The organism is Paenalcaligenes sp. Me131, from assembly GCF_050487225.1.
GTDB lineage: Bacteria > Pseudomonadota > Gammaproteobacteria > Burkholderiales > Burkholderiaceae_B > Paenalcaligenes.
In genome coordinates, this window is the sequence record NZ_JBKQGY010000002.1 from 466419 (window position 1) to 492022 (window position 25604).

The following is a 25604-nucleotide window of genomic DNA, read 5'->3' on the forward strand; positions in this document are numbered from 1 at the left end:
GCTTTCCTGCAGTTCCCACAGCGCGTGCAATGAACTCTAGCCGTCAGATTTCAACAAGTTGCCCTGCTGCATAGCCCATAAACAGTAGCCGCAAACGAAACAAAGCTCTGGCAACACACCAGAGCTTTGTCAGTCATCTACAGGTAGCCTCAAGGGCTACCTTCTTACAGCAACGATCTACTTACGGTACAACTGACTTACGTCACGTACTGCACCACGGTCAGCCGAGGTAGCCAAAGCAGCGTAAGCACGCAACGCTTGGGATACTACGCGTTTGCGATCTTCTACTGGCTGCCATGCATCTGCACCACGAGCTTCCATGGCTGCACGACGTGTTGCCAATTCTTCATCGCTCACCGCCAAGTGGATACGGCGGTTAGGAATGTCGATTTCAATCACATCGTTTTCTTCTACCAAGCCGATGGTGCCGCCCTCTGCCGCTTCTGGAGAAGCGTGACCGATCACCAAACCTGAAGAACCGCCCGAGAAACGACCATCGGTAAACAACGCTGCTTTAGCGCCCAAACCTTTGGATTTCAGGTAGGACGTTGGGTACAGCATTTCTTGCATACCTGGACCGCCTTTAGGCCCTTCGTAGCGAATAATAACCACATCACCTTCGCCCACGCTGCCATCCAAAATGCCATCAACGGCACTTTCTTGGCTTTCGTAGATACGGGCACGACCGGTAAAGGTCAGAATGCTTTCATCCACACCCGCTGTTTTCACGATACAACCGTTCACCGCCAAGTTACCGTACAGCACGGCTAAACCACCGTCTTGCGAGTAGGCAAACTCTTTGCTGCGGATACAACCACCTTCGCGATCTAAGTCTAGGTCTTCGTAGTAACGATCTTGGCTAAATGCCACTTGGGTAGGGATGCCACCCGGTGCCGACAAGTAGAACTTTTCAACGGCTTTCAGGTTGTCGCCTTTCACGTCCCAACGACGAATGGCTTCACCCAAGGTGCCACTGTGAATATTGTTCACATCTAGGTTCAGCAAACCGGCGCGTGCCAACTCTGCCAAAATACCCAAAATACCACCAGCACGGTGTACGTCTTCAATGTGGTATTGCTGTGTAGCAGGTGCTACTTTGCTTAAGCACGGTACACGACGCGAAATACGGTCGATGTCGCTCATGGTGAAGTTCACTTCAGCCTCTTGAGCCGCTGCCAGCAAGTGCAATACGGTGTTAGTAGAACCGCCCATGGCCACGTCTAGTGTCATGGCATTTTCAAAGGCTTCAAGCGTCGCCACATTACGTGGCAATACGGAAGCGTCTTCTTGTTCGTAATAACGTTTGCACAGTTCTACGATCAAGCCACCAGCCATTTCAAACAAGCCTTTGCGGCGTGCGTGCGTAGCAACGATAGTACCGTTACCTGGCAAGGACAGACCCAACGCTTCGGTCAGACAGTTCATGGAGTTAGCCGTGAACATACCGGAACAGGAACCGCATGTAGGACAGGCGCTGCGTTCTGTTTCAGCAACTTCTTCGTCCGATACGCCGTCTTCGGCCGCTTGAATCATGGCATCGACCAGATCCAGCTTGCGCACTACGGTTTTGCCATCTTTGGACATGACTTTACCGGCTTCCATTGGGCCGCCGGATACAAAGATGGTTGGAATGTTCAAGCGCAAAGACGCCATCAACATCCCGGGGGTGATTTTGTCGCAGTTAGAGATACACACCATGGCATCAGCACAGTGCGCGTTCACCATGTACTCGACGGAGTCCGCAATCAGCTCACGCGAAGGCAGCGAATACAGCATGCCATCGTGACCCATGGCAATACCGTCATCCACCGCAATGGTGTTGAATTCTTTGGCTACGCCGCCAGCAGCCTCGATATGACGTGCCACCAATTGGCCCATATCTTTGAGGTGCACGTGACCCGGCACAAACTGTGTGAACGAGTTCACTACGGCAATAATAGGTTTGCTGAAATCGCCATCTTTCATGCCCGTCGCGCGCCACAATGCGCGCGCGCCGGCCATGTTGCGGCCATGAGTAGATGTACGTGAACGATAGTGTGGCATGTGTGCTGCTCTAATCAAAAAGCATGGAAAAGAAGACTATGATAAACGTGCAGGCAACATAAAGCGACCAGACTGCTAAAAAAACACAGCTAAATGCCTGCACAGTGCTATAGGAACCATACCGGCCCCACCACACTAAAGGAGACATCATGCCCCAATCGCAATCACTTCCTAACCAACTTCCTTTATTACGCCAAGACATACGATTGTTAGGCAAAGCACTGGGAGACGTGATTTACGATACCGACGGGGCTGATATTTTCAACATTATTGAGCGCTTGCGACGCAGCGCCGTAGGCTACCGACGCACGGGAGACCAAAACGAATTACGGGCTCTCACCGCAGATATTCCGCAACTCAGCTTATTGGATGCGCACACCGTATCACGGGCCTTTGCGTACTTTTTACACCTGTCTAATATTGCCGAGGACCGCGAGCAGACTCGCCAACGTCGACAACATAGTCCAGACCAAACACCCGGTTCGCTGGAATACGCCTTGGCCTTATTTGCCAAGCAGCCTGAACCTGAACAACTGCTGTCCTTTTTAGAACAAGCCTGCATTGTGCCGGTACTAACGGCTCACCCTACCGAGGTACAACGTCAAAGTACATTGGCGTTACACCAAGCTATTGCTGCACTGCTGCCGCTACTGGATCAACAAGCGACCGGTCACCAGCCTCAGTTGCGTCACCGCTTAACCGCGCTCATCACTACCATGTGGAAAACACGCATGTTGCGTCAACACAAGCTTACCGTGATGGATGAGATAGACAACGCACTGGCTTACTATCCGCATACCTTTTTTCAGGCTATTCCGCAGCTGTATCACGATTTGGATTTGTTGCTGCACCCTGCACCGTCCACAGCGCGTACTGCCTTAAACCTACCACCATTGCGCCCCCTACCTACGTTCTTGCGCATGGGCAGTTGGATTGGCGGCGATCGTGACGGCAACCCCAACGTGGATGCCAACACACTAGAACAAGCCTTGCTGCATCAAAGCAGCACCGCACTGCGCCACTATTTAAGTGAGATCAAAGCCCTAGGTACTGAGCTGTCATTATCGGAATCCTTAGCTCCGGCTAGCGACGCCCTGATGGCGCTTTCGGCTGCTAGCCAAGACCAGTCCCCGCACCGTGTGGATGAGCCTTACCGACGCGCCTGCATTCATCTCTATGCGCGCGTCGCAGCCACCAGCCAGCACCTCACTGGCAAAAGCTTGGCAATGCACCACACCTACGCGGCTCCTGCCTATGAGTCACCTGCGGCACTGCTGGCTGATCTGCAATGCATTGCCGACTCGCTGCAAGCTAGCCATGCAGGGGCTGTGGCTGATCTACGTTTGCGCAATTTGATGCAAGCAGTCAGTATCTTTGGCTTCCACTTGGCCACACTAGACTTGCGCCAAAGCTCTGACGTACACGAGCGCGTATTGCATGAATTGTTTCTGGCAGCGGGAGTGCAATTCCAAGGCCACGCTGTGCAATACAGTCAGTTGAGTGAAGCAGACCGTGTCGCCCTGCTACGCCAAGAGTTAGCCGAAACTAGACCACTGGTATCGCCGTGGCTCAGCTACTCCGACGAAACCGAAAAAGAACTGGCCATCCTGCGTTATGCCGCTAAAGCGCGTAAGCAATACGGTTATCGCGCCATTGAACAAAGTATCGTGTCGCACACCGAAACCTTAAGCGACTTGCTAGAAGTGCTGGTGCTGCAACAAGAAACGGGGCTGATTCTTCCTGGCCTGCACGATCGTGATTCATCGGGCTTGATGGTGGTTCCTCTGTTTGAAACCATTCCCGATTTGCAATGTGGTGCCGCCATCATGGCAGCCTACTTGGCTTTGCCTGAGGTCTCGGCTCGTATACGCCATGCCCAAGACTCCGTACAAGAAGTCATGCTGGGTTATTCCGACAGTAATAAAGATGGCGGTTATTTATGCTCTAACTGGTCGCTGTATCAAACCGAGCGCGAATTGGTAGAGGTCTTTGACCAGCACCATGTGCGACTGCGCCTATTCCACGGTAGGGGCGGTTCGGTGGGCCGTGGCGGTGGCCCAAGCTTTGACGCGATCTTGGCGCAACCTGCGGGCACTGTGAATGGTTTAATCCGCCTCACTGAACAAGGCGAGATCATTCAGGGCCGTTATAAAAATGCCGACGTGGGCCGTTGGCACTTGGAAATGCTGGTAGCCGCTACGCTGCAGGCCAGCCTAAACAGCTCTACCGATGTAGAAAACCTGCATGTAGGTCAATATGGCGCGGCCATGCAATTTATGTCCGATGCGGCGCGCGACAGTTACCGTGCGTTGGTGTATGACACCCCTGGCTTTAACGACTACTTCTTCAGCGCCACCCCTATTCGTGAAATTGCTGGGTTAAACATTGGTTCACGCCCCTCATCCCGCAAGGCCTCACAAACCATTGAAGACTTGCGTGCTATTCCATGGGGATTCTCATGGGCGCAATGCCGTTTGCCTATCACTGGCTGGTACGGGGTAGGCAGTGCCATTCAGCGTTACTTAGACGAAGGCATAGCCGGTGGCCCACGCACGCAAGAACTGCGCTTACAACAACTGCGAGACATGGCCAAAGACTGGCCGTTCTTCCGCACGTTGCTGTCTAACATGGAGCAAGTGCTGGCCAAAACCGATCTGGATATTGGTGAGGCCTATGCTCAACTGTGCCCTGACGCCGACCTAGCGCAGCGTATTTTTGGGGCGATACGCGAAGAATACCAACGTTGCTGCACGCTATTTACACTGCTAACAGAACACACCTTGCTGGAGCATGACCCTGCCCTGCAAGCTGCACTGACCGAACGCTTTGCTTACATTGACCCGCTGAATCACCTGCAAGTCGAGTTGCTGCGTCGATTGCGTCAGCACCCTCAAGAGGTAGCCACCGAAGAGCAAGAGGCCATACACATCACCATCAACGGTATTGCTGCAGGTCTACGTAATTCGGGCTAAAGCCTTGTCCTGCCTGCTGGTCTAGCTACCGGCAGGCAGGCTACAATACCCTATCCGGTTATTGTTTATGCCATGAAAGCTTTCTTGCAACGCCCCATCTGGCGCGCCATTATCCTTTGCATACCGCTGTGGATAATCTTCAGCAATTTCTTGCTGGCAGTGATCAGTGCCACTGCTATCAGCTATCTTATTGGCATGCTCACTGAACTACGGCGTCTAGAAGCACGCCAACGCGACAAATCTGAACCGCCTTCCTCGTCTTGATCACATGAAACTGCTGCAAACTCCCCATATGCCTTCAGGCCTTCCTATGTTGGAGCCTGAACTGACCGCCCTATTGGACCAACAGCACCACATATTAAGTGCTCGTATCCACGCTGAATCCGGCTTTATACCGTTTGATCGCTGGATGCATGAGTGCTTATATGCGCCCGGTTATGGCTACTACACTGGTGGCAGCACAAAGTTTGGTAGCACCTCGCCACAAGGTGACTTCACTACCGCCCCCGAACTCACCCCTTTATTTGGCCAAACCGTTGCCCTGCAAATTCAACAAGTGCTGCAGCAATTAGGTAGCGTCAATATTTTGGAGTTTGGTGCGGGCACAGGCGCGTGGGCGAAATCTATCATCCCAGCCTTGGCAGACCTAGGCATTGAAGCCAACTACGCTATTTTGGAATTATCGCCAGATCTACAACAACGCCAGCAACACACCTTGGCAGAGTTTGGTTCGCAGGTGCAATGGCTACAGCAATTGCCTGAGAACTTTGTTGGCTGCGTGATCGCCAACGAAGTGTTAGATGCCATGCCCGTACATATGGTGCAACGCGCTGACGACGGCAGCATCCTAGAAGTAGGTGTCACGCTTGCCGACCCCGCTACTGCTACCGGCCCCTTAGTCAGCCCTTTCCAATGGGCAGCCAAACCCGCCGCGCCTGAGCTTGCTGCCATTGCCGAAGAGCGTTTACCCAACATTCCGGGCTACCGCACAGAAATCAATCTGCAAGCCGAAGCGTGGGTAAAAGGCGCAGGTCAATGGCTGCAACGCGGGGCTATCTTGTTATTCGACTACGGCTTTCCCCGCCATGAGTACTACCATGGTCAGCGAGAAGAAGGCACGTTGATGTGCCACTTCCGTCATTACGCACACGCTGAAGCGCTGCTTTACCCCGGCCTGCAAGACATCACCGCGCACGTAGATTTCACGGCAATGGCGGATGCTGCGTTAGAAGGTGGATTGGACGTGCTGGGTTACACCGCACAAGGGCGTTTCTTACTCAACAGTGGCCTAGCACAGCGTTTAGGACAGGCACCAGACAGCCAAAATGCTGAAGCCACCGCCCGTTGGGCGCACACAGTGGGCGCTGTACAAAAACTGCTGTCTGAAGCTGAAATGGGTGAGCTGTTTAAAGTACTGGCCTTGGGTAAAGACGTAGATCCACCACTAATAGGCTTTTTTAACGGCGACCGTCGCGATCGCCTTTAATGAGTCATCAAACCAGATAGCACCATCACGCGGGCAGCCTGTACAGCTGCCCGTATTTGTGGCCCCTGTCCGGCATACTGGCGGGCAATACTCGCCGCATCTACTTGCAATACAGCATTCAAGCGCTGCAACCACAACGCGTCCTCTACATGGCGGTAGCACGCTAAGGCCCCCAATAGCAGAGCGAACCTATCTGGTCTGCGTAACGCATCTACCTTTTCCAACCATTGCAGCTGTGTGTCGGCGGTAGCATCCTGCTCCAAGGCGGCATGTGTCAGTGAGACCGACATCAATTGCGACAAGTCTCTGCACTCGGCTGAAGCACGTATGCGGTTAGCCAGATCCAATGGTGCATCACTCACTGCGCACAACACCGCATAGCGCTGCACGCTGTCTAGATTACGCTGCACAGCTAGCTGTAGCGCTTGCTCTACCCGGGCGTCATACTGCAACCCTGGCATGACGCGCTGCGTAGCCTGCACAGACTCCAACACCTGCACAAAGCGCCAAGGCGCTTGGGTATGTAAGGCTTTACGTAATTCCTGCCAAATGCGCTCAGGCACCAACGCATCCACTTCACCATCAGCTACCAATTGCTTGGCCAATTGCTCTGTTTCAGTGGCAATACTGAAGGTACTAAAACGGGCAGCGAAACGCGCTAAACGCAGTAGGCGCACAGGGTCTTCTACAAAGGCTTGCCCCACATGACGCAACAATTTTGCTTCTAAATCGTCCTGCCCATGTAAGGGATCAACAATTCCACCGGTAGCACCCAAGGCCATCGCATTGATGGTCAAGTCTCGGCGACGCAGGTCATCTTCTAGGGTGACTTCAGTACCGGTATAAAAGGTAAAGCCTTGGTAGCCTCTGCCCGACTTACGTTCGGTGCGTGCCAGTGCGTATTCTTCTTTGGTGCGTGGGTGCAAAAACACGGGGAAATCGCCCCCTACAGGGATGAAGCCACGCGCTTGCATGGCCTCAGGCGTTGCCCCCACCACTACCCAGTCTTGATCACCAGCAGGTAGACCTAGCAGCGCATCACGCACTGCCCCGCCCACCACGTACACCTGCAACCCCGCGATATAGCGATCGTGGGTTGCAGGCCGTAACGCTGCTAGCTTTTGTTCTACGCCCGCAGCATTCATTAAGGCAATGCCGCCACGCTGTTAGCCGTAGGCGAAATCACACCCAATCTGCGTTTCAACGACTGAGGCTCACCCGTAAACATCATGGAGTAATACGTCGCATTGGACAGTACGTTTTTCACATACAAACGGGTTTCTGTAAACGGAATGGTCTCGGCAAAGATGGCGCCCTCTACGGGTGCTTGCAAACGTGAACGCCACAAGATCGGACGTTTTGGCCCAGCGTTATACCCGGCAGACGCCAATACCTCAGAACCATCTAACTGCTGCAACACCATGTTCAAGTAGTTAGTACCCAAGATGGTGTTGGTATCGAAGTCGTTCACGCTAGAAGGCGTAAAGTTGCTCATGCCAATTTTGTTCGCTACCCATTTCGCTGTGCCTGGCATCAACTGCATCAAACCCGATGCGCCAACACCTGAACGTGCATCGGTAATAAAGCGCGACTCTTGGCGAATCAACCCGTATACCCATGCTGGGTCTAGGCTCACCAACTCGGCTTTTTCAGCTACACGGTCTTCAAACGGGGCAATAAAGCGCTGATCAAAGTCGATTTCATTACGGGTCAGCAGCGAGGTATTCACCACGCGATCATAGATATGCTCTTGGCGAGCCAACTCAGCTGCTGCACGCAGTTGTCTGTCGCTCATACCACGCAGCGCAAACGACCACTCTGATACGGCCTCTGGACGCCAACCCAAACGGAATAACTCTAACGAACGCATCAAACCGGGATGCAAACGCATGTCGGCAATTTCTTGAGCGCTCACACTAGCAGGGCGTGCTGGCAATTGCGGCAATCTGCCCAGTTCTTCGTGCGCCAACTGACCATAGAAGTTCAGGTCACCCGTAATGGACTCAAACAACGCATTGGCCTCTGCTGTATGGCCTTGGCTTTGCAGCGCACGACCTTTCCAGTACACCCATACTGGCTCTGCAGCCTGCTGCGGTGACATTTTTTCTACAGCTTCCTGCACTTTCGACCAATCAATCACAGGCTCACGCAGCTCAGCACGTACTTCCCAAGCGTGGTTGTAATCTGTTTTTCGTGTAGCCCCAGAGAGTCGGTACCAACGTGCAGCGTCAGGCTCTACACGCAATGCGGTCGTTAACCCAAACTGACCCCATACCCAATCGATATTCTCGCGTGGAATACGGGTTTGCCAATTCTGCTGTATGTATGCCGCTTGTGTGGCCCGGTTTTCATCTCGTGCTAAACGCGATAATGCCAAAGTCACTAACTCTTGTTGCCCACGGTCTTTAATAGCCCCTTGAGCTTTTAACCACTGCTGCGGCGACTTCAACAAGGCCGCATAGTCTTTCATTTGCGCTGGCGTGAAGATAATCGCAGCCAAACGTTGCGCCTCGGCTGCTTTCCCTTGCTCTAACGCATTGCGCATCAAACCACGTACATCTTGCCAACTAATAGCTTGATCAGCATACAACTGATCCAACATGGTCCAACACGTAGCGCCAGGTTTAAACTGCGACAGCACCGTCTGGCTGTCTATAGCTTGACCCGCCATATGACGCGCATAGCTTTGTGCACAGCGTGTTTGTGCATTGCCCAGATCAGCAGCGTTCAATTCATTAATCAACGCGTAATCACCACCACGTACGGCAATAATCGACCAATCACCTTTTAGGCGCTCTGCCAAATAGTGATCAGGATACGTACGTAGGAAATGGCGTAGTGAGTCGGCTGGAGCAACGTTCTTTGGGTCCTGTAGCTGTTGGCGCAATGACCAGTACTGCGGATAAGCCCCCAGTACGACATCATCTTTAGCTTGGCTAGCTAACGCTGGCAAGGCATTCCAACGTTTGGCGTCCAACGCATCTTTGGCTTGCAGCACTGCTTGCCGTGCTTGTGGCGGCACGCTAGGTGCTACCGCCATGCGAGGCAATGTAGGTTCTACCACCGCTACCTGTGCAGCCGGCGGTTCAGCTGTTATCTTTTTTTCTGCATGTTCACTGGATTGAGCCCCCGAACATGCTGCCAACCCCAACACTGACAAGGCTATTGTCAACATGGAAAGCGGTGAAGGTAACACGGGATGTGAAACCGCTTCGTTTTTCTGATACCTTAAGGGCTTTGCACTCATATTTTTACCTGCCTTGAGAACGTGCTGGGCGGAATCGCCTGACTGTAGGACACCAATTCATTATGTTACGACAAAGACTGCTAGAAAAACGTAAACAACAAGCAAAATCCGATACAAGCCGCGGAGCCCTGCTGATGCGCGGTCGGTTGTACACATGGGTTGCTGGCGTCAACAAAACCCGTAAAGAGCAAAACAAAGCGCCCATCACGCATATAGCCGGTTTTTGGTCCATGCCAGACGAGCCAGAACTGCAGCCTTTACTGTACAAATGGGCTGATGAAGGCATGCAAGTTTCGCTACCTTCCGTGCTAGGCCCTGACCAAGCGTTACAATTTAAATGCTGGGATCCCGAAGGCGAAATGAAAACAGGTGCTTTTGGCATACAAGAACCCGACACCACCGTAGAAGCCCCTGCCCCTGATTTAGTGCTGGTCCCCACCTTAGGCTTTACCCGTCAAGGCGATAGAGTAGGCTACGGCAAAGGCTATTACGACCGTACTCTGGCTGCTCTACGTGAACAAAACCACCACTTCCTAACCGTAGGGTTGGCATGGGCATGCGGTGACTTATCCGCTGAGGAATACACGCCTCAAGATCACGACTTCCAATTAGATGCTGTGCTGACCGACAAGGGCTGGGCTAAACCCGCACCAACGGTGTAAGCGGCAACAAAAAAGGGGCTTTTACAAGCCCCTTTTTTATGTACAGCCACGTCTTACTTAAACGTGAGTTTAGGCAATATAGCCATCGACGCATCTGCACCATTTAAGGTGTAGAAGTGAATACCTGGCGCACCACCATCTAGCAAGTCTTGGCATAGGCGACCAATCACATCCACACCAAAGGCACGAATGGATGCACGATCATCACCAAAGTCGGCCAACCGCAAACGCATCCAACGCGGAATCTCTGCACCACACATATTCGAGAAGCGCAGTAACTGCGATGAGTTAGTAATAGGCATGATGCCGGGCACGATAGGAATATCTAGGCCTTTCTCACGCACACGCTGCACAAAGTCAAAGTATGCATGCGCGGTGAAAAAATACTGCGTGATTGCACTGTTCGCGCCTTGCTGCACCTTGTGAATAAAGTGCTGCAAATCTGTCTCCATACTGATAGCTTGAGGGTGCATTTCAGGGTAGCCTGCTACCTCAATATTGAAATGATCACCACTGTGCTCACGAATCAAGCGCACCAAGTCGCTGGCATAACGCAGTTCACCCGCGTCACCCCCCATCCCGGAAGGCAAGTCACCCCGTAACGCCACGATACGATTGATACCGCGCTCGCGGTAGTCATCCATTATCGCCAACAGTTCGGCACGTGTAGACCCCACACAGGACAAGTGGGGAGCCACATCAAAACCTAAGTTCTGAAGTAGATCGACGGCTCCCACAGTGCCTGTGCGGGTGGAACCACCCGCCCCAAAGGTCACACTCACATAGGCTGGATTCAACCCCTGCAGCGTTTTAGCAGTACGTACCAGCTTTTCCTGCGCGGCAATATCACGCGGGGGAAAAAACTCCAGACTAAGCGACTGTTTCTGTGCCATTGACTAATAACCTTGATAAGAATCCAGAGACCACACTATAAATAACGGCCCCTATCACCGCCCACCAGAAACCATCCACCTGGAAGCCGTTCAAGATCGAGCCAGCCATCCAGAATACCAGTGCGTTAATGACCAAAAGAAATAAGCCCAATGTCACAATCGTAATGGGCAACGTCAATAGTGTTAACACTGGTTTCACTAAAGTATTGAGCAGGCCAAGCACCACAGCAGCAATCATGGCTGAGCCAAACGAGGCCACATGAATCCCCGGCAGCACATAGGCGACTACAAGTAGTGCCACAGCATTCAGAATCCAGATCAGTAATAAGATCATCATGAATCTCCCTTTAAAAAAGGGCATCGCACAATGCAATGCCCTGCTCTACACGTTTAGTAGCGGTAGTGGCCTGGTTTGTAAGGGCCATCTACAGGAACGTTAATGTAGTCAGCTTGTTGCTGGCTCAGTTCTGTCAGGTTAACACCCAACTTTTTCAGGTGTAAACGTGCTACTTTTTCGTCCAAGTGTTTAGGCAATACGTAAACTTGGCCGCTTTCGTAGGCTTCACCACGGGTAAACAGCTCGATTTGCGCAATAGTTTGGTTCGTGAAAGAAGCAGACATCACAAACGATGGGTGGCCTGTTGCACAACCCAAGTTCACCAAGCGGCCTTGTGCCAACAAGATGATGCGTTTACCGTCTGGGAAAATAACGTGATCAACCTGAGGTTTGATCTCTTCCCATTGCAGATCTTCAATCGCGGCTACGTCGATTTCGTTGTCGAAGTGACCAATGTTGCACACAATAGCTTGGTCTTTCATGCGCTCCATGTGATCGCGTGTGATCACGTGGTAGTTACCTGTAGCTGTCACGAAGATATCCGCTTTGTCAGCGGCTTCTTCCATGGTGACTACACGGTAGCCTTCCATGCTGGCTTGCAGTGCGCAAATAGGGTCAATTTCAGTCACCCACACTTGAGCGCGCAAAGCGGCCAATGCTTGTGCACAACCTTTACCCACATCACCAAAGCCCACTACGACGGCGATCTTACCGGCAACCATCACGTCAGTAGCGCGTTTGATACCGTCTACCAATGATTCGCGGCAACCGTACAAGTTATCGAACTTGGATTTGGTTACAGAGTCATTCACGTTGATGGCAGGGAAAGCCAATTCACCACGTTTGGACATTTGGTACAGACGGTGTACGCCTGTTGTGGTTTCTTCGGTTACGCCTTGGATTTGTGCCAAACGTGTGGAGTACCATGTGCCGTCTTGCTGCAAACGTGCACGGATGCTGGCGTACAGTACGCGCTCTTCTTCGCTAGTAGGTTTGTCCAATACGGACAAGTCTTTCTCTGCACGGGCACCCAAGTGCAACAACAGCGTGGCATCGCCACCGTCGTCCAGAATCATATTGGCTTGTTCACCCGGCCAGTTGAAGATGTCGTGGGCGTATTCCCAGTACTGTTCCAAGGTTTCGCCTTTTACCGCGAACACAGGAATACCAGCATCAGCAATAGCCGCAGCAGCGTGATCTTGTGTAGAGAAAATATTGCAAGAGGCCCAGCGTACTTCTGCACCCAACGCCACCAGTGTCTCAATCAGCACAGCCGTCTGGATAGTCATGTGCAAACTGCCAGCAATACGTGCGCCTTTCAGTGGCTGGGATGCAGCGTACTCTTCACGAGTTGCCATCAAACCCGGCATTTCTGTTTCAGCAATAGCAATTTCCCGGCGGCCCCAGCCTGCCAGGCTAATATCTGCAATCACGTAATCTTCAGTTTTAACAGTCATGTGTGCTCCGATAAATTGGTGCGAGAACCGACGGGGCACACTACTGGCATCACCACGGCTTCTCGGCACGAGAATCTGGTGAGCGTCGTTGAGGGGAATCAACGCTACTGCCTGAGCCTGGCAAACCGCATGGGGTTTGTCGCAACGCTCCTCAGGCAGGAATCAAAACGTGTAAATTGTACCTGCTTATTGCCTTCGTGCTAAGACCTAATGCCCTGATTTTAGCTAAGGTCTATGACAACAAAAATCTGCATCACGATGACAAAGAGGCGCCTAAGCGCCTCTTGAGTCAGCGAGTAATTACGCTAAGCCTGCAGCAGCACGCAAAGCGGCAGCTTTATCAGTGGCTTCCCATGAGAACTCGGGCTCGTTACGACCAAAGTGGCCGTACGCCGCTGTTTTGCTGTAGATAGGACGCAGCAAGTTCAACATGTTGATAATGCCTTTAGGACGCAGATCGAAGTGCTCACGCACCAATTCGGCAATACGCTCATCAGACACTACACCCGTACCTTCGGTGTACACCGTGATGTTAATAGGCTCAGCCACACCAATGGCGTAACTCACCTGCACTTGGCACTGACGAGCCAAGCCAGCAGCTACCACGTTTTTCGCAACATAACGTGCAGCGTAAGCAGCAGAGCGGTCTACTTTAGAAGGGTCTTTACCGGAGAATGCACCGCCACCGTGTGGGCATGCACCGCCGTAGGTGTCCACAATGATCTTACGACCTGTCAGACCGCAATCGCCTTGTGGGCCACCAATCACAAATTTACCGGTAGGGTTCACCAAGAACTTGGTGTTTTCTGTCAGCAGTTCGGCAGGGAAACTAGGGCGAATGATGTGCTCAATCACGGCATCGCGAATGTCTTCCTGAGAAATTTCAGGCGCATGCTGCGTAGACAACACGACGGTATCTACTTCTGCCGGGCGGCCATCCACATAACGGAATGTCACCTGAGATTTTGCATCGGGGCGCAACCACGGCAAACGGCCATCTTTACGCAGTTCGCTTTGGCGCTGTACCAAACGGTGGGCGTACCAAATAGGCGCTGGCATCAGGTCAGGCGTTTCATCGCACGCATAACCAAACATCAAACCTTGGTCACCGGCACCTTGGTTTAGAATTTCTTCTTCAGAACGGTCTACGCCCTGAGCAATATCGGGTGACTGTTTGTCGTACGCCACCAAAACGGCACAACCTTTATAATCGATACCGTAGTCGCTATTGTCGTAACCAATGCGTTTGATGGTATCGCGTGCAACCTGGATGTAATCTACGTTGGCAGTGGTGGTAATTTCACCCGCCAAAATAACTAGCCCGGTGTTGCACAGCGTTTCTGCTGCAACACGAGCGTTAGGGTCTTGTTCGAAAATGGCGTCAAGAATGGCGTCGGAAATTTGGTCAGCAACCTTATCTGGGTGACCTTCGGAGACAGATTCAGACGTAAATAAGAAGTCGTTATTTGCCACAGCTTTTGCGTCCTGTAGTGATGCGTATTAAAAGGAAACGAGCTGCGTTGCACCACACACAAAGGCTTAATCTGGCGCGACGCTTTAGCGGGTTTATGGGCCAGTAAACTGGCATATCGCTCCGCAAGTTGTCGGTTAACTCAGCGATAAATTGCATTTTAAGCGAAAATAGCACATCTTTAAATGTATAAACAAATTTCTGGCATTATGCCCTGGGATTTATGCTGTTGTTTTTCTTACGTCTGATGTCTGCGTTGCCGCTGCGCGTGCTGCATGCACTGGGACGCTTTGCGGGTTCTATCGTCTATTTTGTGCCGGGCCGTTACCACAATAGGCTGCGTGAAAATGCTGCACAAGCGGGGTTCACCGAGGGTAAATTTGCCCGCCGCGCTGCTGCCGAAACCGGTGCCATGCTGATGGAACTGCCCAAAGTATGGCTACAAACCGAGCAATGCTTAGCGCTATGCCAAAACCCCGATTCCGACATCGTTACACAAACGTTGGCCGAAAACCGTGGCGTGTTGTACCTCACTCCGCACTTGGGTTGTTTTGAGATTACCGCTCGTCGCTTAGTGCAATATGGCCCCATCACGGTCATGTTCAGACCCCCCCGACAATCGTTTTTAGAGCCTGCCATGCGCGCCTCGCGCGATACGCCCGGGCTGCATTCAGTACCGGCTAATGTGCAAGGTATACGCGAATTCGTGCGCGCTCTGCGTCGTGGCGAAGCGGTAGGCATGTTGCCGGATCAAGTCCCCAGTAGTGGTGATGGTGTGTGGCTGCCCTTCTTCGAAAAACGCGCCTACACCATGACCTTAGCAGCCAAGCTGGCTTTGCAAACCAAGGTTCCTGTTGTGTTGACTGCAGGCGAGCGTTTGCCCAAAGGCCAAGGCTGGAAAATTCATTACCTGCGCCTGCCAGAGCCGTTTCCTGACAACGTAGACGACATGGCCTTACTGATCAATCAAGGCATGGAAACGTTGATTCAACGCTTTCCTGAACAATACCTGTGGAGCTACAACCGCTACAAGGTGCCACCCGAGGCGCCCCCTATTCCTGAACACCTACGCTAAACTTAACGCTGCCTACCGCTTTTGCCAAAGGATACTGCATGAGTCCCTCTGATCTGAACGCCCTTGCTATCGCCCAGTTCCTGAGTACCCACCCAGATTTTTTCCTGCAACATCGCGATCTCTTTTCAGAGTTACGTGTTCCGCACCCTCATGAAAGCCGAGCCATCTCGTTGGGCGAGCGTCAAATTCTGGGGCTGCGTGCAAAAAACAAAGAACTAGAACGTAAGCTGCATACACTGATAGAAAACGCGAGCGCCAATCAGCGTATTGCCGATCAGCTACGCACATGGACCTGCGCCATGCTCGCTGAGACCGATACCGCACAGTTGCCACTGCATATACAAGAATCCTTAACCGAAGTGTTCGATCTGGACGCCATTGCCCTGCACTGCTGGGGAGACTTCGTTGCCACAGAGGCACCTGAGGATCTGCAACTCTACGCCCAACCGCTAACGACTCCGCGCTGTGGTATCCCACCCCAAGAAGTGCTGGCGTTATTGCCGGATAGCATTCAATCGGTAGCAGTTGTACCGTTGCTGCACCCCGTGACGCAGAACAACTCCGGCGTACTGATTATGGGTGCGACGCAAGCAGAGCGCTTTGCCACGGACATGGGTACCGAATTCCTGCTGAACATTGGCCAACTATGCTCTGCAGCACTCAGCCGAGGCACTGAATAATCATGTCTAGCCCAGCCTCTGCTACGGTGCAGTCATGGTTGGATCATCTGCGCTACGAGCGACGGTTATCAGCGCACAGTCTGGCGGCATACGAGCACGATATACAGCACATTTTGCCTGTATCTGGTTCTGTCTCGCCTGACACGCTCACACCGGCTCAACTACGCCAAAAACTGGCTGAGCTGCATGCTGGTGGGCTACACCCTCGCAGTTTGCAGCGTACGCTCGCGGCATGGCGTAATTTTTTTCATTGGTGGTGCGAGCAGTACCCTGCTCACCCCAACCCGTGCGCTGAACTCAAGGCCCCCAAAAGCCCGCGTCCACTCCCCAGTTCTTTATCCGTAGACCAAGCGCAACAACTGTTGGATCACCAGCCAGCACAAAGCTTGGAACACCTCAGCCCCATGCAAGCACGCGACCAGGCCATGTTTGAGTTGTTGTATTCCAGCGGATTACGACTCAGTGAATTGGTGAGCCTAGATACCCATTACGTGAAACAGGCCGGCTATGAGTCGTCCAGTTGGCTGAGTCTTCAGGAGGCTGAACTGCACGTACTGGGTAAAGGCAATAAAAGACGCTCTCTGCCCATAGGCAGCAAAGCACTGCATGCGGTGCAATGTTGGTTGCAGCAACGTAGCAGCGTGCAGCGTAGTGCCGCAGACGATGCCGAACATTACCATGCGCTATTTTTGGGTGCGCAAGGCAAACGTATACACCCGCGTATGGTGCAAACCCGTTTGCAGAAACTCTGTCTAGAGGCAGGGCTATCGTTAGACATCAGCCCCCATGCGTTGCGACACAGTTTTGCCAGCCACATGCTGCAATCTGCTCAAGACTTACGAGCAGTGCAAGAACTACTGGGCCACAGCAACATCAGCACCACTCAAATCTATACGCGCTTAGATTTTCAGCATTTAGCACAGGTGTACGACCAAGCGCACCCCCGTGCCCGTCGCAAACCCTAATTACGGTTGCAAAGCCTGCTCTATAGTGCGCAGATTGCCCTGCATCATGCCCAAATAGGTATCAGCTTCATGGCCCGGTTCAGCCAACGCATCGGTATACAACGTGCCACCCATGCGCGCCCCCGTTTCACGGGCCAACTGTTCAGCTAAAGCAGGGCTGACGGCATTTTCCAAAAAGATTGCGGTGATGTGCTCCGCGCGTGCCCGTTTTACCAAATCAGCCACTTCACGTGCAGAAGGCTCGGCTTGGCTAGACATCCCCAACAACGGCACAAATTCGATGTTGTAGGCTTTGCCTAAATACGCCAACGCATCGTGTGACACCATCGCTTTGCGACGATCAGTTGGAATAGCGGCCAAACGCTCCTTAGCCTGTGCATCTAGTTGCTGCAATTGCTCAATGTAGCGTGCTGCATTTTCTTGGAATACCGACGCTGACTCCGGAGCCACTTCACTCAACGCGTCACGAATATTCTCTACATACACCACGGCATTCTCTAAGCTTTGCCATGCATGGGGATCTTGAGGCCCATGCTGATGATGCTCATGCCCATGGCTATGACCATGGTCGTGGTCGTGGTCGTGGTCGTGGTCGTGGTCGTGGTCGTGGTCGTGGTCGTGGTCGTGGTCGTGGTCGTGGTCGTGGTCGTGGTCGTGGTCGTGGTCGTGGTCGTGGTCGTCAGTATGATCGTCTGCGTGCCCATGATTAGCCAACGGTTGCACACCTTTGGTGGCCTCTATCTGCTTACCGGTATAGCCTGCTGACTGCACCAGCCCAGCCAACCACGGCTCAAATTGCAAACCATTAACGACCAGCAATTGGGCATCGGCCAATTTACGTACATCACCTGGTCTAGGTTCAAACGCATGGGCATCGGCATTTGGGCCAATCAAGGTATTCACCTCAACCGCGTCGCCACCCACCACGCTGACCATATCACCCAAAATCGAAAAGCTTGCCACCACAGGCAAAGGCTTGGCTACCGCAACGGACACCACTGCTACGCTGATGGACATGGCTGCAACCCCTTGCGCCATATAGCGACCAATGGGGCGTAACCACCTACGTTGACTGTCTCTAGTATTCATGGGCTTTCCTCTGTGATGAATAGGTGGTCCCTAAACGACTACCGCAATCGTTGCAGCAGCCCGCCCTGTGGACCACAGGCTAGTGATAGAAAATAGGTGATCCCCGCAACCAAAATAATGGCGGGTGATGCTGGTACATTGGCGTAGTAAGAAAGCAGTAGCCCTACAAAACACTCGCCCATACCAAGCAAGGCTGCCAGCACCATCTGGCTACTGGCAGAGCGCGCCCAAAAGCGGGCCGCTGTGGCGGGCAACATCATAATCCCCACCACCATCAGCGTGCCTAGCACTTGAAAGCCTGCTACTAATACAACCACCAATAGCACCAAAAACAGCATGTGCACCCAAGAGCCTGATCGCCCTTCAGCGCGTAAAAACAGAGGGTCTAAACACTCTAGTACTAGCGGCCTATAAATAATGGCCAACACCAGCAACGCCACGCTAGAGGTTCCGGTAACCAGCAGCAATGCTTGATCGCCCAGCCCCAACACTGTGCCAAACAGCACGTGTATTAAATCCATATTGGAGCCTTTGAGGGACACTAGCAGCACCCCTAAGCCCAATGACACCAAATAAAACGCAGCAAAGCTGGCGTCTTCACGCAAGGGCGTCAGCCTAGACACCAAGCCCGCCAGTAATGCCACTACCAAACCAGTAATCACACCACCCAGTGCCATAGCACCTACCGACAGGCCTGATAGCAAGAAACCTGCTGCCACACCGGGCAAAATGGCGTGCGCCATGGCGTCGCCCATGAGGCTCATGCGACGTAACACCAAAAACACACCCAATGGGCCTGCGGCGGCAGCCAACGCAAACGAGCCTGCCAAGGCTCGGCGCATGAAACCGAATTCAACAAAGGGGGAGATCAATACATCGTACAGCCACATCACAGGTAGTCTCCCTCGCATAAGTGACGGGCTAAATGCATGTTTTCTGCGGTTAACACGGACTCAGTTTCGCCCCACGCCACCAGTTGACCAGCCAGCAGCACGGTTTCGGGGAAGTTTTGTCGAATGGTATGCAAGTCGTGCAGCACCACAATGACCGTACGCCCCTGCTGATGCCAACGGTGCAATAACACCATCAGGTCATCCGTGGTGGCTTTGTCCACAGCAGAAAAAGGTTCGTCTAACAATAAGATAGGGGCATCGTGCATGATCAACCGCGCAAACAAGGCGCGTTGCATTTGCCCACCTGATAAGGTGCTAATGGCACGCTCAGAAAACCCCTGCAGGCCCACTTGGCATAGTGCATCTTGTACACGCTGGTGTTCCGATTCACTTAACCCTCGCCACGCACCAGTGCGCCGCCATGCCCCCATGGCCACCAAGTCATACACGCTAATAGGGAAACTGCGATCCAACTCACCAAACTGGGGCAAAAATGCCAAACGCTGGGGCGAGTTGATCTGTATTTTCCCTTTCAACGGTGCTAGTTGGCCGGCTAAGCCTTTAAGCAAGGTAGATTTCCCTGCACCATTGGGGCCTGCCAAGGCATATAAACCACCTTGCATGAACTGGCCGCTGACATCACGTACAGCCACTTTATCGCGCCAGCCCAACGACACTTGATCCAAACTAATTACCGCATTGGCAGTGGTCATTATTTGAACCACCCTAACGCCCATGCGCTCAGTAGCCACAATCCCACAACCACAGGCAATACACGCACACAACGCTGCCAAGCTGAGCTCAGCAGCACCGTGCCTCTATAGATTCTTTTATCCACTTTAGGCTCGGAATGTGCGGTCGTTCTACTGTGATGCATGACTTACTGGTAAGATCGTTAGATAGCATTATTTTTAGATACGTTATGTTATAACATATCCAACTTTTTGTGTCTGTTTATTTACTATGCCTGTGCATGTTCTGACTCCCCAAGCCCTAGAGGCACAACTGCAAACAGCGGAAAAGCTCTGTCAGCAGAGGGGTAAACGTTTAACCCCTATCAGAAAGCAGGTACTGGAATTACTGCTCAAACAACAGCGTAGCCTCAAAGCTTACGAATTGCTCGATTTGTTCAGGCAAGATCAACCGGGTGCTGCGCCCCCCACGGTATATAGGGCACTAGAGTTCCTGACCGAAGAAGGTTTAATACACCGATTAGACGCCGTGAACGCCTGGACTGCCTGTGTAGATGCCAATGGCCACCCTCACGATCTGCTGATCGTCTGCACCAAGTGCGGTGCCGTCGCTGAGCTGTGTGCGCCACAACTTACTGCCCAGTTGGCAGAATGCGTGGCACAGGCCGGTTTTACGCTCGGCACACAGGAGACTGAGCTGCAAGCATTGTGCAAAAACTGTCAACAAAGCTTATGTAGCTAAATATTCCTACCTTTTACCGATGGCTTCTGACGCATAAAACGTATATATTGCTTTATTTCTCGCCGTGCGATTCGGGCATTTGCCCTGAACGCAAGGCTGTGCTGTAATCTGCAAGTTATTTTATTGCCTATGCAGCTTTTGTTTACACCAACCTGATTGCACAACCATGAATGCAACAAACGTTTCTATGATCCCAGTAACCATTCTGACCGGCTTTCTTGGTGCAGGTAAAACTACCCTGCTCAAGCGCATACTGTCTGAACAGCATGGCCAACGCATTGCCGTGATCGAGAATGAGTTTGGACCTGAAAACATCGATAACGAACTGCTGATCCAAGACGGCGAAGAAGAAATCGTTGAGCTCAGCAATGGTTGCGTGTGTTGTACGGTGCGTGGCGACTTAATGCGTGCATTGAACGACCTGTATCAGCGTCGTGCAGACGGCAACGTCAAATTTGATCGTGTCATCATCGAAACGACTGGTATGGCCAACCCTGGCCCTGTATGCCAAACGTTTTTCGTGGATGACCAGATCGCTGCTCACTATCGTCTAGATGCCATCATCACGATAGTAGATGCCAAACACGGTATGGAAACCCTAGATCAACAAGCCGAATCGCAACAACAAATTGGCTTTGCTGATCGCATCTTGATTTCCAAAAAAGATCTGGTATCCGACGATGAATACCACGCACTGCGTAACCGCATTGTGAAGATCAACCCCCGCGCCAGCATTTCCCCTGTGCACTTCGGTGAAGCAGATATTAATGAGCTGCTGGACTTGGGTGGGTTTAATCTGGATGCCATTTTGGATATCAACCCAGATTTCCTCAAAGACGAGGACGAACATCATCACCATCATGAGCATCACCATGAACACGAGCACGAACATGGCGAGCACTGCGGGTCTGATTGTGGTCATCACCACCATCACGCGCCGCATCAAGATGAAATTGGTGCATTTGTATTTCGTTCACGCAAAGCTTTTGATCCGGAACGCCTGGAAGATTTCCTGGGCGGTATCACCCAGGTATTTGGTCCGGATCTACTGCGGTACAAGGGTATCCTCTACCTAAAAGGCGTGAATCGCCGCATGTTGTTCCAGGGGGTACACATGATGATGGGGGTTGAACCCGGGAAACCGTGGGCAGCCAAAGAAAAACCTGAAAGTAAAATCGTTTTCATCGGACGTAAACTGCCTCAGGAGATTTTTACGCAAGGGCTGGAAAACTGCTTGGTCTAAGGACCTCGCTCTCCCTTCTGCCCCACTACGTTAGAGAGAGAAAATCATGGCAAACAAATCGAATGTCAGCAATCACCCCACCAAGCTGCTAAGCGTTGAAGAGTTATTGGCCATGCCGGACAACAACTACATGAACGATGCACAACTGGCTTTTTTCAAGAACCGGTTGAGAGAGCTGGAGCAGGAAATTTTGGCTAACGCAGGCGCCACTACTGAAAACCTGCGTGAAACACAGTTCGTGCCTGACCCAGCGGACCGGGCCACTATCGAAGAAGAACATGCACTGGAACTGCGTACCCGCGACCGTGAGCGCAAGCTGCTGAAGAAAGTACAGCAATCCATTGCCCTGATTGATGCTGGCGAATACGGCTGGTGTGAGGAAACAGGCGAACCCATTGGGTTGCAGCGCCTGTTGGCCCGTCCTACCGCCACCTTGTCTCTGGAAGCACAAGAACGTCGCGAAAAACGTCAGAAACTGTACGGGGACTAATCAGCGGCTTTTATACCGCTTTGCAGACCGCCCAGTTCTGTACTCTGTGCCACGCTAGCCCCGGCTAGCGTGGCACAGTTATTTTCTGCTGACCTCACTCTTGAATTTATGGCATCCACCCCCATTTGCAAGAGTAAGAACAGTAAGGAATGTTATGGAACAATTTCACGCCACTACCATCATTGCCGTACGTCGCGGCGAGAACGTTGCCATTGGTGGCGACGGTCAAGTCACGCTGGGCAACATTGTCATCAAAGCCACAGCACGCAAAATTCGTAAACTCTACAGGAACTCCGTACTGGCGGGTTTCGCTGGCGCCACTGCCGATGCGTTCACCCTGCTAGAACTGTTCGAAGCCAAATTGGAAAAACATCAGGGTCACCTGATGCGAGCCGCCGTTGAGCTGACTCGTGATTGGCGTACCGATCGTGCCTTGCGCCGCTTGGAAGCCATGCTAATTGTTGCCGACAAAGAGCACACCTTGGTATTGACCGGAAACGGTGACGTACTTGAGCCTGAACACGGTATCGCCGCTATTGGCTCCGGTGGTTCGTACGCACATTCCGCTGGGTTAGCCTTGGTGCAAAACACCGATATGGCACCTGCTGACATCGTCAAGAAATCCTTGGAAATCGCTGGCGATCTTTGCATCTACACCAACGGCAACCACGTTATAGAAACGCTCTGACTTTCAAAGGCTGTATCATCATGTCCGCTACATCCATGACACCCGGAGAAATTGTCTCCGAGCTAGACAAACATATTGTTGGCCAAAATCGTGCCAAACGCTCTGTGGCCGTGGCCCTGCGCAACCGCTGGCGTCGTCAGCAGGTTCCAGAGCCCCTCAACCACGAAATCACCCCTAAAAACATTTTGATGATTGGGCCCACCGGTGTAGGTAAAACCGAAATTGCCCGCCGTTTGGCCAAACTGGCTAACGCACCTTTCATCAAAGTCGAAGCCACTAAATTCACTGAAGTGGGTTATGTAGGTCGTGACGTAGAAACCATCATCCGTGATTTGGTCGATGCATCCGTCAAACAAACTCGCGAATTAGAAATGCGTCGCGTACGCAGCAAAGCTGAAGAATCCGCCGAAGACCGCATCTTGGATGCATTGGTTCCTCCTGCGCGTGACAGCTACGGCCAACCTGAACGCGAAGAAACTGGCGCACGCCAAACCTTCCGCAAACGTCTGCGCGAAGGCAAGCTGGATGACACCGAGATTGAAATTGATGTGGCGCAAGCCATGCCTCAAATGGAAATCATGGCGCCCCCAGGAATGGAAGAAATGACCGAGCAACTGCGTGGCATGTTTGCGGGCATGGGTCGTGATAAAACCAAAAAACGCAAACTACGTGTGAAAGAAGCCTTCAAGCTACTGGTAGATGAAGAGGCGGCTAAACACATCAACGAAGAAGAACTGCGCGCTGCAGCGGTACAAAACGCTGAGCAAAACGGTATCGTCTTCTTGGACGAGATAGACAAAATCACCTCTCGCGAAGGCAACACCAGCGGTGAGGTTTCTCGTCAGGGCGTGCAACGTGACTTGCTACCATTGGTAGAAGGTACTACCGTCAATACCAAGTACGGCGTGGTACGCACAGACCACATTTTGTTCATTGCTTCAGGCGCGTTCCACTTATCTCGCCCGTCTGACCTGATCCCCGAGCTACAGGGCCGTTTCCCCATCCGTGTGGAACTGGATTCCCTGACTGCCGATGATTTCGTCTGCATTTTGTCTGACACCGACGCGTCACTGACTAAACAGTACACCGCGTTGTTGGCCACCGAAAATGTGCATTTAGACTTCACACCAGAAGGTATTCGCCGTTTGGCTGAATTGGCTTTCGAGGTGAACGAGCGCACTGAGAACATCGGTGCACGACGCTTGTACACCGTGATGGAAAAACTGCTGGATGATCTGTCCTACGAGGCCGGCTCTAAAGCCGAGCAAACCGTAGTGATTGATGCCGCGTATGTAGAGGCACAACTGCACGAAGCTGTGACACACCAAGACTTGGCACGCTACGTGCTGTAAGCCTGACTGACTCAGCACCAACGAAACAGCCGCCCTTGAGGCGGCTGTTTTTATATTAGGACAGTGTCTTTGTCTGTAGAAAACTATAGGCAGCTTAGTACGGTCTCTCTACGAACACTCTATACGTGAGGCACAAGAACTAAAAAGCCCTCTCTGTTTGCCCATTCCTTATTACGAGGAAACGCGGCCACAGCGAGGGCTTCTGTCTGGTACTACCTAAACTACTTATTTCTGAATACTGATCACCACGTACTCATCATTCTGGCGAATGGCCACAAAACGCACTTTATCACCCGGTTTTAAATCAGCCAGTAACGTAGGATCAATACGATAAACCAGAGTCATCGCTGGCAACCGTAACACGTCAATCTCACCATGTTTAAGTGTGATTTTTCCAGCGTCAGGGTCTACCCGGCGCACTTCACCTGAGGCTCTGGCCTCTTGGGCAACACTTACACTAGAGAACAACGTCATGAATACTATAGCTAGTAAAGCACTTAGCTTACGCAAAGTTCGCAGCATCGATTACACTCCTTGACGGCATGATGCATTATTGTAGCAGCCCATGTTGACTACGCCGTATACGCGTATTTTCTGAATTATCGCACACAGTCTGTATGTCATACCCTCTTTCCTCTGGCTATATTTTACGCGAAGCTACGCGTCAAGACATTCCCCAAATCCATCAATTAATGACGGAAATGGCGACCTTTGAAAAATTGCTGGATACTTTCCAAGCCACTGAGCAAACCTTGCTCGACAACATCTTCACACAGCCTGCTGCCGTGAACTGTTTGGTCATTTGTCATCAAGATGCGCCGGAAACTCTGGTGTCCTACATCATGTGGTTTCACAACTACTCTTCTTTCAGAGCCAAACGCGGCTTGTACCTGGAAGACATTTATATTGCCCCCGAACACCGCCGTTTGGGCTTGGGGCAGCAAGTCTTGCAGTACTTGGCACGCAAAGCACTGGAGCTAGATTGCGCGAGGTTTGAATGGGTAGTGCTGGACTGGAACCAAAGTGCGATTGAGTTCTACGAACACTTAGGGGCCTCGGTATTGCCTGATTGGCGTATTGTGCGCATTGAAGGCAGTGCACTAGAGAACTTAGCCCAAGCGAGCTAA

General features: G+C 52.1%; 25 protein-coding genes and 1 riboswitch. Of the genes, 13 read left to right on the forward strand and 12 right to left on the reverse strand.

What is annotated here, in order from left to right:
* Positions 1-177: 177 nt before the first annotated feature.
* A complete protein-coding gene (ilvD, locus tag ACLPHM_RS10290; protein ID WP_430221146.1) occupies positions 178-2043 on the reverse strand; it encodes a dihydroxy-acid dehydratase in 1866 nt (621 codons plus the stop codon).
* 149 nt (positions 2044-2192) lie between these two features.
* Here ilvD and ppc point away from each other — a divergent pair, with 149 nt between their 5' ends.
* The 3 genes from ppc (at position 2193) to ACLPHM_RS10305 (ending at position 6501) form a co-directional block, all read left to right on the forward strand.
* Positions 2193-5015, forward strand: coding sequence for a phosphoenolpyruvate carboxylase (gene ppc, locus ACLPHM_RS10295; protein ID WP_430221147.1), 2823 nt, complete (start codon positions 2193-2195; stop codon positions 5013-5015).
* Positions 5016-5087: 72 nt separating this feature from the next.
* Complete coding sequence (locus ACLPHM_RS10300) at positions 5088-5279, forward strand: hypothetical protein (protein ID WP_430221148.1); 192 nt, start codon at positions 5088-5090, stop codon at positions 5277-5279.
* 4 nt (positions 5280-5283) lie between these two features.
* A complete protein-coding gene (locus ACLPHM_RS10305) occupies positions 5284-6501 on the forward strand; it encodes a class I SAM-dependent methyltransferase (RefSeq protein ID WP_430221149.1) in 1218 nt (405 codons plus the stop codon).
* Here ACLPHM_RS10305 and ACLPHM_RS10310 read toward each other — a convergent pair.
* Positions 6498-7646 (reverse strand): hypothetical protein, encoded by a 1149-nt coding sequence (locus ACLPHM_RS10310; RefSeq protein WP_430221150.1) that lies wholly within the window; start codon positions 7644-7646, stop codon positions 6498-6500. The genes ACLPHM_RS10305 and ACLPHM_RS10310 overlap by 4 nt on opposite strands.
* The gene (locus tag ACLPHM_RS10315; RefSeq protein ID WP_430221151.1) at positions 7646-9676 is read right to left on the reverse strand and encodes a lytic transglycosylase domain-containing protein; all 2031 of its coding nucleotides are present in this window, start codon (positions 9674-9676) and stop codon (positions 7646-7648) included. Before ACLPHM_RS10315 ends, ACLPHM_RS10310 begins: the two co-directional genes overlap by 1 nt.
* Positions 9677-9810: 134 nt before the next feature.
* Between ACLPHM_RS10315 and ACLPHM_RS10320 the strand changes: the two genes are divergently transcribed.
* A complete protein-coding gene (locus ACLPHM_RS10320; RefSeq protein WP_430221152.1) occupies positions 9811-10410 on the forward strand; it encodes a 5-formyltetrahydrofolate cyclo-ligase in 600 nt (199 codons plus the stop codon).
* Positions 10411-10463: 53 nt separating this feature from the next.
* On the opposite strand, the gene metF is transcribed toward ACLPHM_RS10320, so the two are convergent.
* The 4 genes from metF to metK all read right to left on the reverse strand — a co-directional run bounded on the left by metF (position 10464) and on the right by metK (position 14570).
* Positions 10464-11303, reverse strand: coding sequence for a methylenetetrahydrofolate reductase [NAD(P)H] (metF, locus tag ACLPHM_RS10325; RefSeq protein ID WP_430221153.1), 840 nt, complete (start codon positions 11301-11303; stop codon positions 10464-10466).
* Entirely contained in the window at positions 11281-11637 is a 357-nt protein-coding gene (locus ACLPHM_RS10330; RefSeq protein ID WP_430221391.1) for a phage holin family protein, read from the reverse strand. Before ACLPHM_RS10330 ends, metF begins: the two co-directional genes overlap by 23 nt.
* A 56-nt stretch (positions 11638-11693) precedes the next feature.
* Complete coding sequence (ahcY, locus tag ACLPHM_RS10335) at positions 11694-13097, reverse strand: adenosylhomocysteinase (protein WP_430221154.1); 1404 nt, start codon at positions 13095-13097, stop codon at positions 11694-11696.
* Between the two features lie 73 nt (positions 13098-13170).
* A riboswitch (S-adenosyl-L-homocysteine riboswitch) is annotated at positions 13171-13256 on the reverse strand.
* Positions 13257-13397: 141 nt separating this feature from the next.
* Positions 13398-14570, reverse strand: coding sequence for a methionine adenosyltransferase (gene metK, locus ACLPHM_RS10340; RefSeq protein ID WP_430221155.1), 1173 nt, complete (start codon positions 14568-14570; stop codon positions 13398-13400).
* A gap of 212 nt (positions 14571-14782) precedes the next feature.
* On the opposite strand from metK, the gene ACLPHM_RS10345 reads away from it, so the two are divergent.
* From ACLPHM_RS10345 to ACLPHM_RS10355, 3 genes are read left to right on the forward strand one after another with little or no spacing between them, the layout of a single operon-like run.
* Positions 14783-15643, forward strand: a complete 861-nt coding sequence (locus ACLPHM_RS10345) for a lysophospholipid acyltransferase family protein (RefSeq protein ID WP_430221392.1) — start codon at positions 14783-14785, stop codon at positions 15641-15643.
* Between the two features lie 38 nt (positions 15644-15681).
* Positions 15682-16323, forward strand: a complete 642-nt coding sequence (locus ACLPHM_RS10350; protein WP_430221156.1) for a DUF484 family protein — start codon at positions 15682-15684, stop codon at positions 16321-16323.
* Positions 16324-16325: 2 nt separating this feature from the next.
* Positions 16326-17288: a tyrosine recombinase XerC gene (locus ACLPHM_RS10355; protein ID WP_430221157.1), complete on the forward strand. Its 963-nt coding sequence runs from the start codon at positions 16326-16328 to the stop codon at positions 17286-17288.
* On the opposite strand, the gene ACLPHM_RS10360 is transcribed toward ACLPHM_RS10355, so the two are convergent.
* Genes ACLPHM_RS10360 through ACLPHM_RS10375 form a run of 4 tightly spaced genes read right to left on the reverse strand, consistent with a single transcriptional unit; the run spans position 17289 to position 20147 of the window.
* Positions 17289-18377: a metal ABC transporter solute-binding protein, Zn/Mn family gene (locus ACLPHM_RS10360; protein WP_430221158.1), complete on the reverse strand. Its 1089-nt coding sequence runs from the start codon at positions 18375-18377 to the stop codon at positions 17289-17291.
* A gap of 38 nt (positions 18378-18415) precedes the next feature.
* Positions 18416-19267, reverse strand: a complete 852-nt coding sequence (locus ACLPHM_RS10365) for a metal ABC transporter permease (RefSeq protein WP_430221393.1) — start codon at positions 19265-19267, stop codon at positions 18416-18418.
* Entirely contained in the window at positions 19267-19983 is a 717-nt protein-coding gene (locus tag ACLPHM_RS10370; protein ID WP_430221159.1) for a metal ABC transporter ATP-binding protein, read from the reverse strand. Before ACLPHM_RS10370 ends, ACLPHM_RS10365 begins: the two co-directional genes overlap by 1 nt.
* Positions 19983-20147, reverse strand: coding sequence for a hypothetical protein (locus tag ACLPHM_RS10375; protein ID WP_430221160.1), 165 nt, complete (start codon positions 20145-20147; stop codon positions 19983-19985). Before ACLPHM_RS10375 ends, ACLPHM_RS10370 begins: the two co-directional genes overlap by 1 nt.
* Before the next feature lie 86 nt (positions 20148-20233).
* Here ACLPHM_RS10375 and ACLPHM_RS10380 point away from each other — a divergent pair, with 86 nt between their 5' ends.
* The 5 genes from ACLPHM_RS10380 to hslU all read left to right on the forward strand — a co-directional run bounded on the left by ACLPHM_RS10380 (position 20234) and on the right by hslU (position 24477).
* Positions 20234-20704 (forward strand): Fur family transcriptional regulator, encoded by a 471-nt coding sequence (locus ACLPHM_RS10380; RefSeq protein ID WP_135867083.1) that lies wholly within the window; start codon positions 20234-20236, stop codon positions 20702-20704.
* 166 nt (positions 20705-20870) lie between these two features.
* Entirely contained in the window at positions 20871-21947 is a 1077-nt protein-coding gene (locus ACLPHM_RS10385; protein WP_430221161.1) for a CobW family GTP-binding protein, read from the forward strand.
* A gap of 46 nt (positions 21948-21993) precedes the next feature.
* Positions 21994-22437, forward strand: coding sequence for an RNA polymerase-binding protein DksA (dksA, locus tag ACLPHM_RS10390; RefSeq protein WP_430221162.1), 444 nt, complete (start codon positions 21994-21996; stop codon positions 22435-22437).
* A gap of 154 nt (positions 22438-22591) precedes the next feature.
* A complete protein-coding gene (gene hslV / locus ACLPHM_RS10395) occupies positions 22592-23125 on the forward strand; it encodes an ATP-dependent protease subunit HslV (protein ID WP_135866723.1) in 534 nt (177 codons plus the stop codon).
* A gap of 20 nt (positions 23126-23145) precedes the next feature.
* Entirely contained in the window at positions 23146-24477 is a 1332-nt protein-coding gene (gene hslU / locus ACLPHM_RS10400; protein ID WP_430221163.1) for an ATP-dependent protease ATPase subunit HslU, read from the forward strand.
* Positions 24478-24702: 225 nt separating this feature from the next.
* Here hslU and ACLPHM_RS10405 read toward each other — a convergent pair whose 3' ends face one another.
* On the reverse strand, positions 24703-24999 hold the full coding sequence (locus tag ACLPHM_RS10405) for a copper-binding protein (protein WP_430221164.1): 297 nt from the start codon (positions 24997-24999) through the stop codon (positions 24703-24705).
* 95 nt (positions 25000-25094) lie between these two features.
* Between ACLPHM_RS10405 and ACLPHM_RS10410 the strand changes: the two genes are divergently transcribed.
* Positions 25095-25604 (forward strand): GNAT family N-acetyltransferase, encoded by a 510-nt coding sequence (locus ACLPHM_RS10410; RefSeq protein ID WP_430221165.1) that lies wholly within the window; start codon positions 25095-25097, stop codon positions 25602-25604.

Bases quoted from the DNA above. Each gene is read 5' to 3' on its own strand.
- ilvD (WP_430221146.1), bottom strand. From the start codon at position 2,043: ATGCCACACTATCGTTCACGTACATCTACTCATGGCCGCAACATGGCC.
- ppc (WP_430221147.1), top strand. From the start codon at position 2,193: ATGCCCCAATCGCAATCACTTCCTAACCAACTTCCTTTATTACGCCAA.
- ACLPHM_RS10300 (WP_430221148.1), top strand. From the start codon at position 5,088: ATGAAAGCTTTCTTGCAACGCCCCATCTGGCGCGCCATTATCCTTTGC.
- ACLPHM_RS10305 (WP_430221149.1), top strand. From the start codon at position 5,284: ATGAAACTGCTGCAAACTCCCCATATGCCTTCAGGCCTTCCTATGTTG.
- ACLPHM_RS10310 (WP_430221150.1), bottom strand. From the start codon at position 7,646: ATGAATGCTGCGGGCGTAGAACAAAAGCTAGCAGCGTTACGGCCTGCA.
- ACLPHM_RS10315 (WP_430221151.1), bottom strand. From the start codon at position 9,676: ATGTTGACAATAGCCTTGTCAGTGTTGGGGTTGGCAGCATGTTCGGGG.
- ACLPHM_RS10320 (WP_430221152.1), top strand. From the start codon at position 9,811: ATGTTACGACAAAGACTGCTAGAAAAACGTAAACAACAAGCAAAATCC.
- metF (WP_430221153.1), bottom strand. From the start codon at position 11,303: ATGGCACAGAAACAGTCGCTTAGTCTGGAGTTTTTTCCCCCGCGTGAT.
- ACLPHM_RS10330 (WP_430221391.1), bottom strand. From the start codon at position 11,637: ATGATCTTATTACTGATCTGGATTCTGAATGCTGTGGCACTACTTGTA.
- ahcY (WP_430221154.1), bottom strand. From the start codon at position 13,097: ATGACTGTTAAAACTGAAGATTACGTGATTGCAGATATTAGCCTGGCA.
- ACLPHM_RS10350 (WP_430221156.1), top strand. From the start codon at position 15,682: ATGAGTCCCTCTGATCTGAACGCCCTTGCTATCGCCCAGTTCCTGAGT.
- ACLPHM_RS10355 (WP_430221157.1), top strand. From the start codon at position 16,326: ATGTCTAGCCCAGCCTCTGCTACGGTGCAGTCATGGTTGGATCATCTG.
- ACLPHM_RS10360 (WP_430221158.1), bottom strand. From the start codon at position 18,377: ATGAATACTAGAGACAGTCAACGTAGGTGGTTACGCCCCATTGGTCGC.
- ACLPHM_RS10365 (WP_430221393.1), bottom strand. From the start codon at position 19,267: ATGTGGCTGTACGATGTATTGATCTCCCCCTTTGTTGAATTCGGTTTC.
- ACLPHM_RS10370 (WP_430221159.1), bottom strand. From the start codon at position 19,983: ATGACCACTGCCAATGCGGTAATTAGTTTGGATCAAGTGTCGTTGGGC.
- ACLPHM_RS10375 (WP_430221160.1), bottom strand. From the start codon at position 20,147: ATGCATCACAGTAGAACGACCGCACATTCCGAGCCTAAAGTGGATAAA.
- ACLPHM_RS10380 (WP_135867083.1), top strand. From the start codon at position 20,234: ATGCCTGTGCATGTTCTGACTCCCCAAGCCCTAGAGGCACAACTGCAA.
- ACLPHM_RS10385 (WP_430221161.1), top strand. From the start codon at position 20,871: ATGAATGCAACAAACGTTTCTATGATCCCAGTAACCATTCTGACCGGC.
- dksA (WP_430221162.1), top strand. From the start codon at position 21,994: ATGGCAAACAAATCGAATGTCAGCAATCACCCCACCAAGCTGCTAAGC.
- hslV (WP_135866723.1), top strand. From the start codon at position 22,592: ATGGAACAATTTCACGCCACTACCATCATTGCCGTACGTCGCGGCGAG.
- hslU (WP_430221163.1), top strand. From the start codon at position 23,146: ATGTCCGCTACATCCATGACACCCGGAGAAATTGTCTCCGAGCTAGAC.
- ACLPHM_RS10405 (WP_430221164.1), bottom strand. From the start codon at position 24,999: ATGCTGCGAACTTTGCGTAAGCTAAGTGCTTTACTAGCTATAGTATTC.
- ACLPHM_RS10410 (WP_430221165.1), top strand. From the start codon at position 25,095: ATGTCATACCCTCTTTCCTCTGGCTATATTTTACGCGAAGCTACGCGT.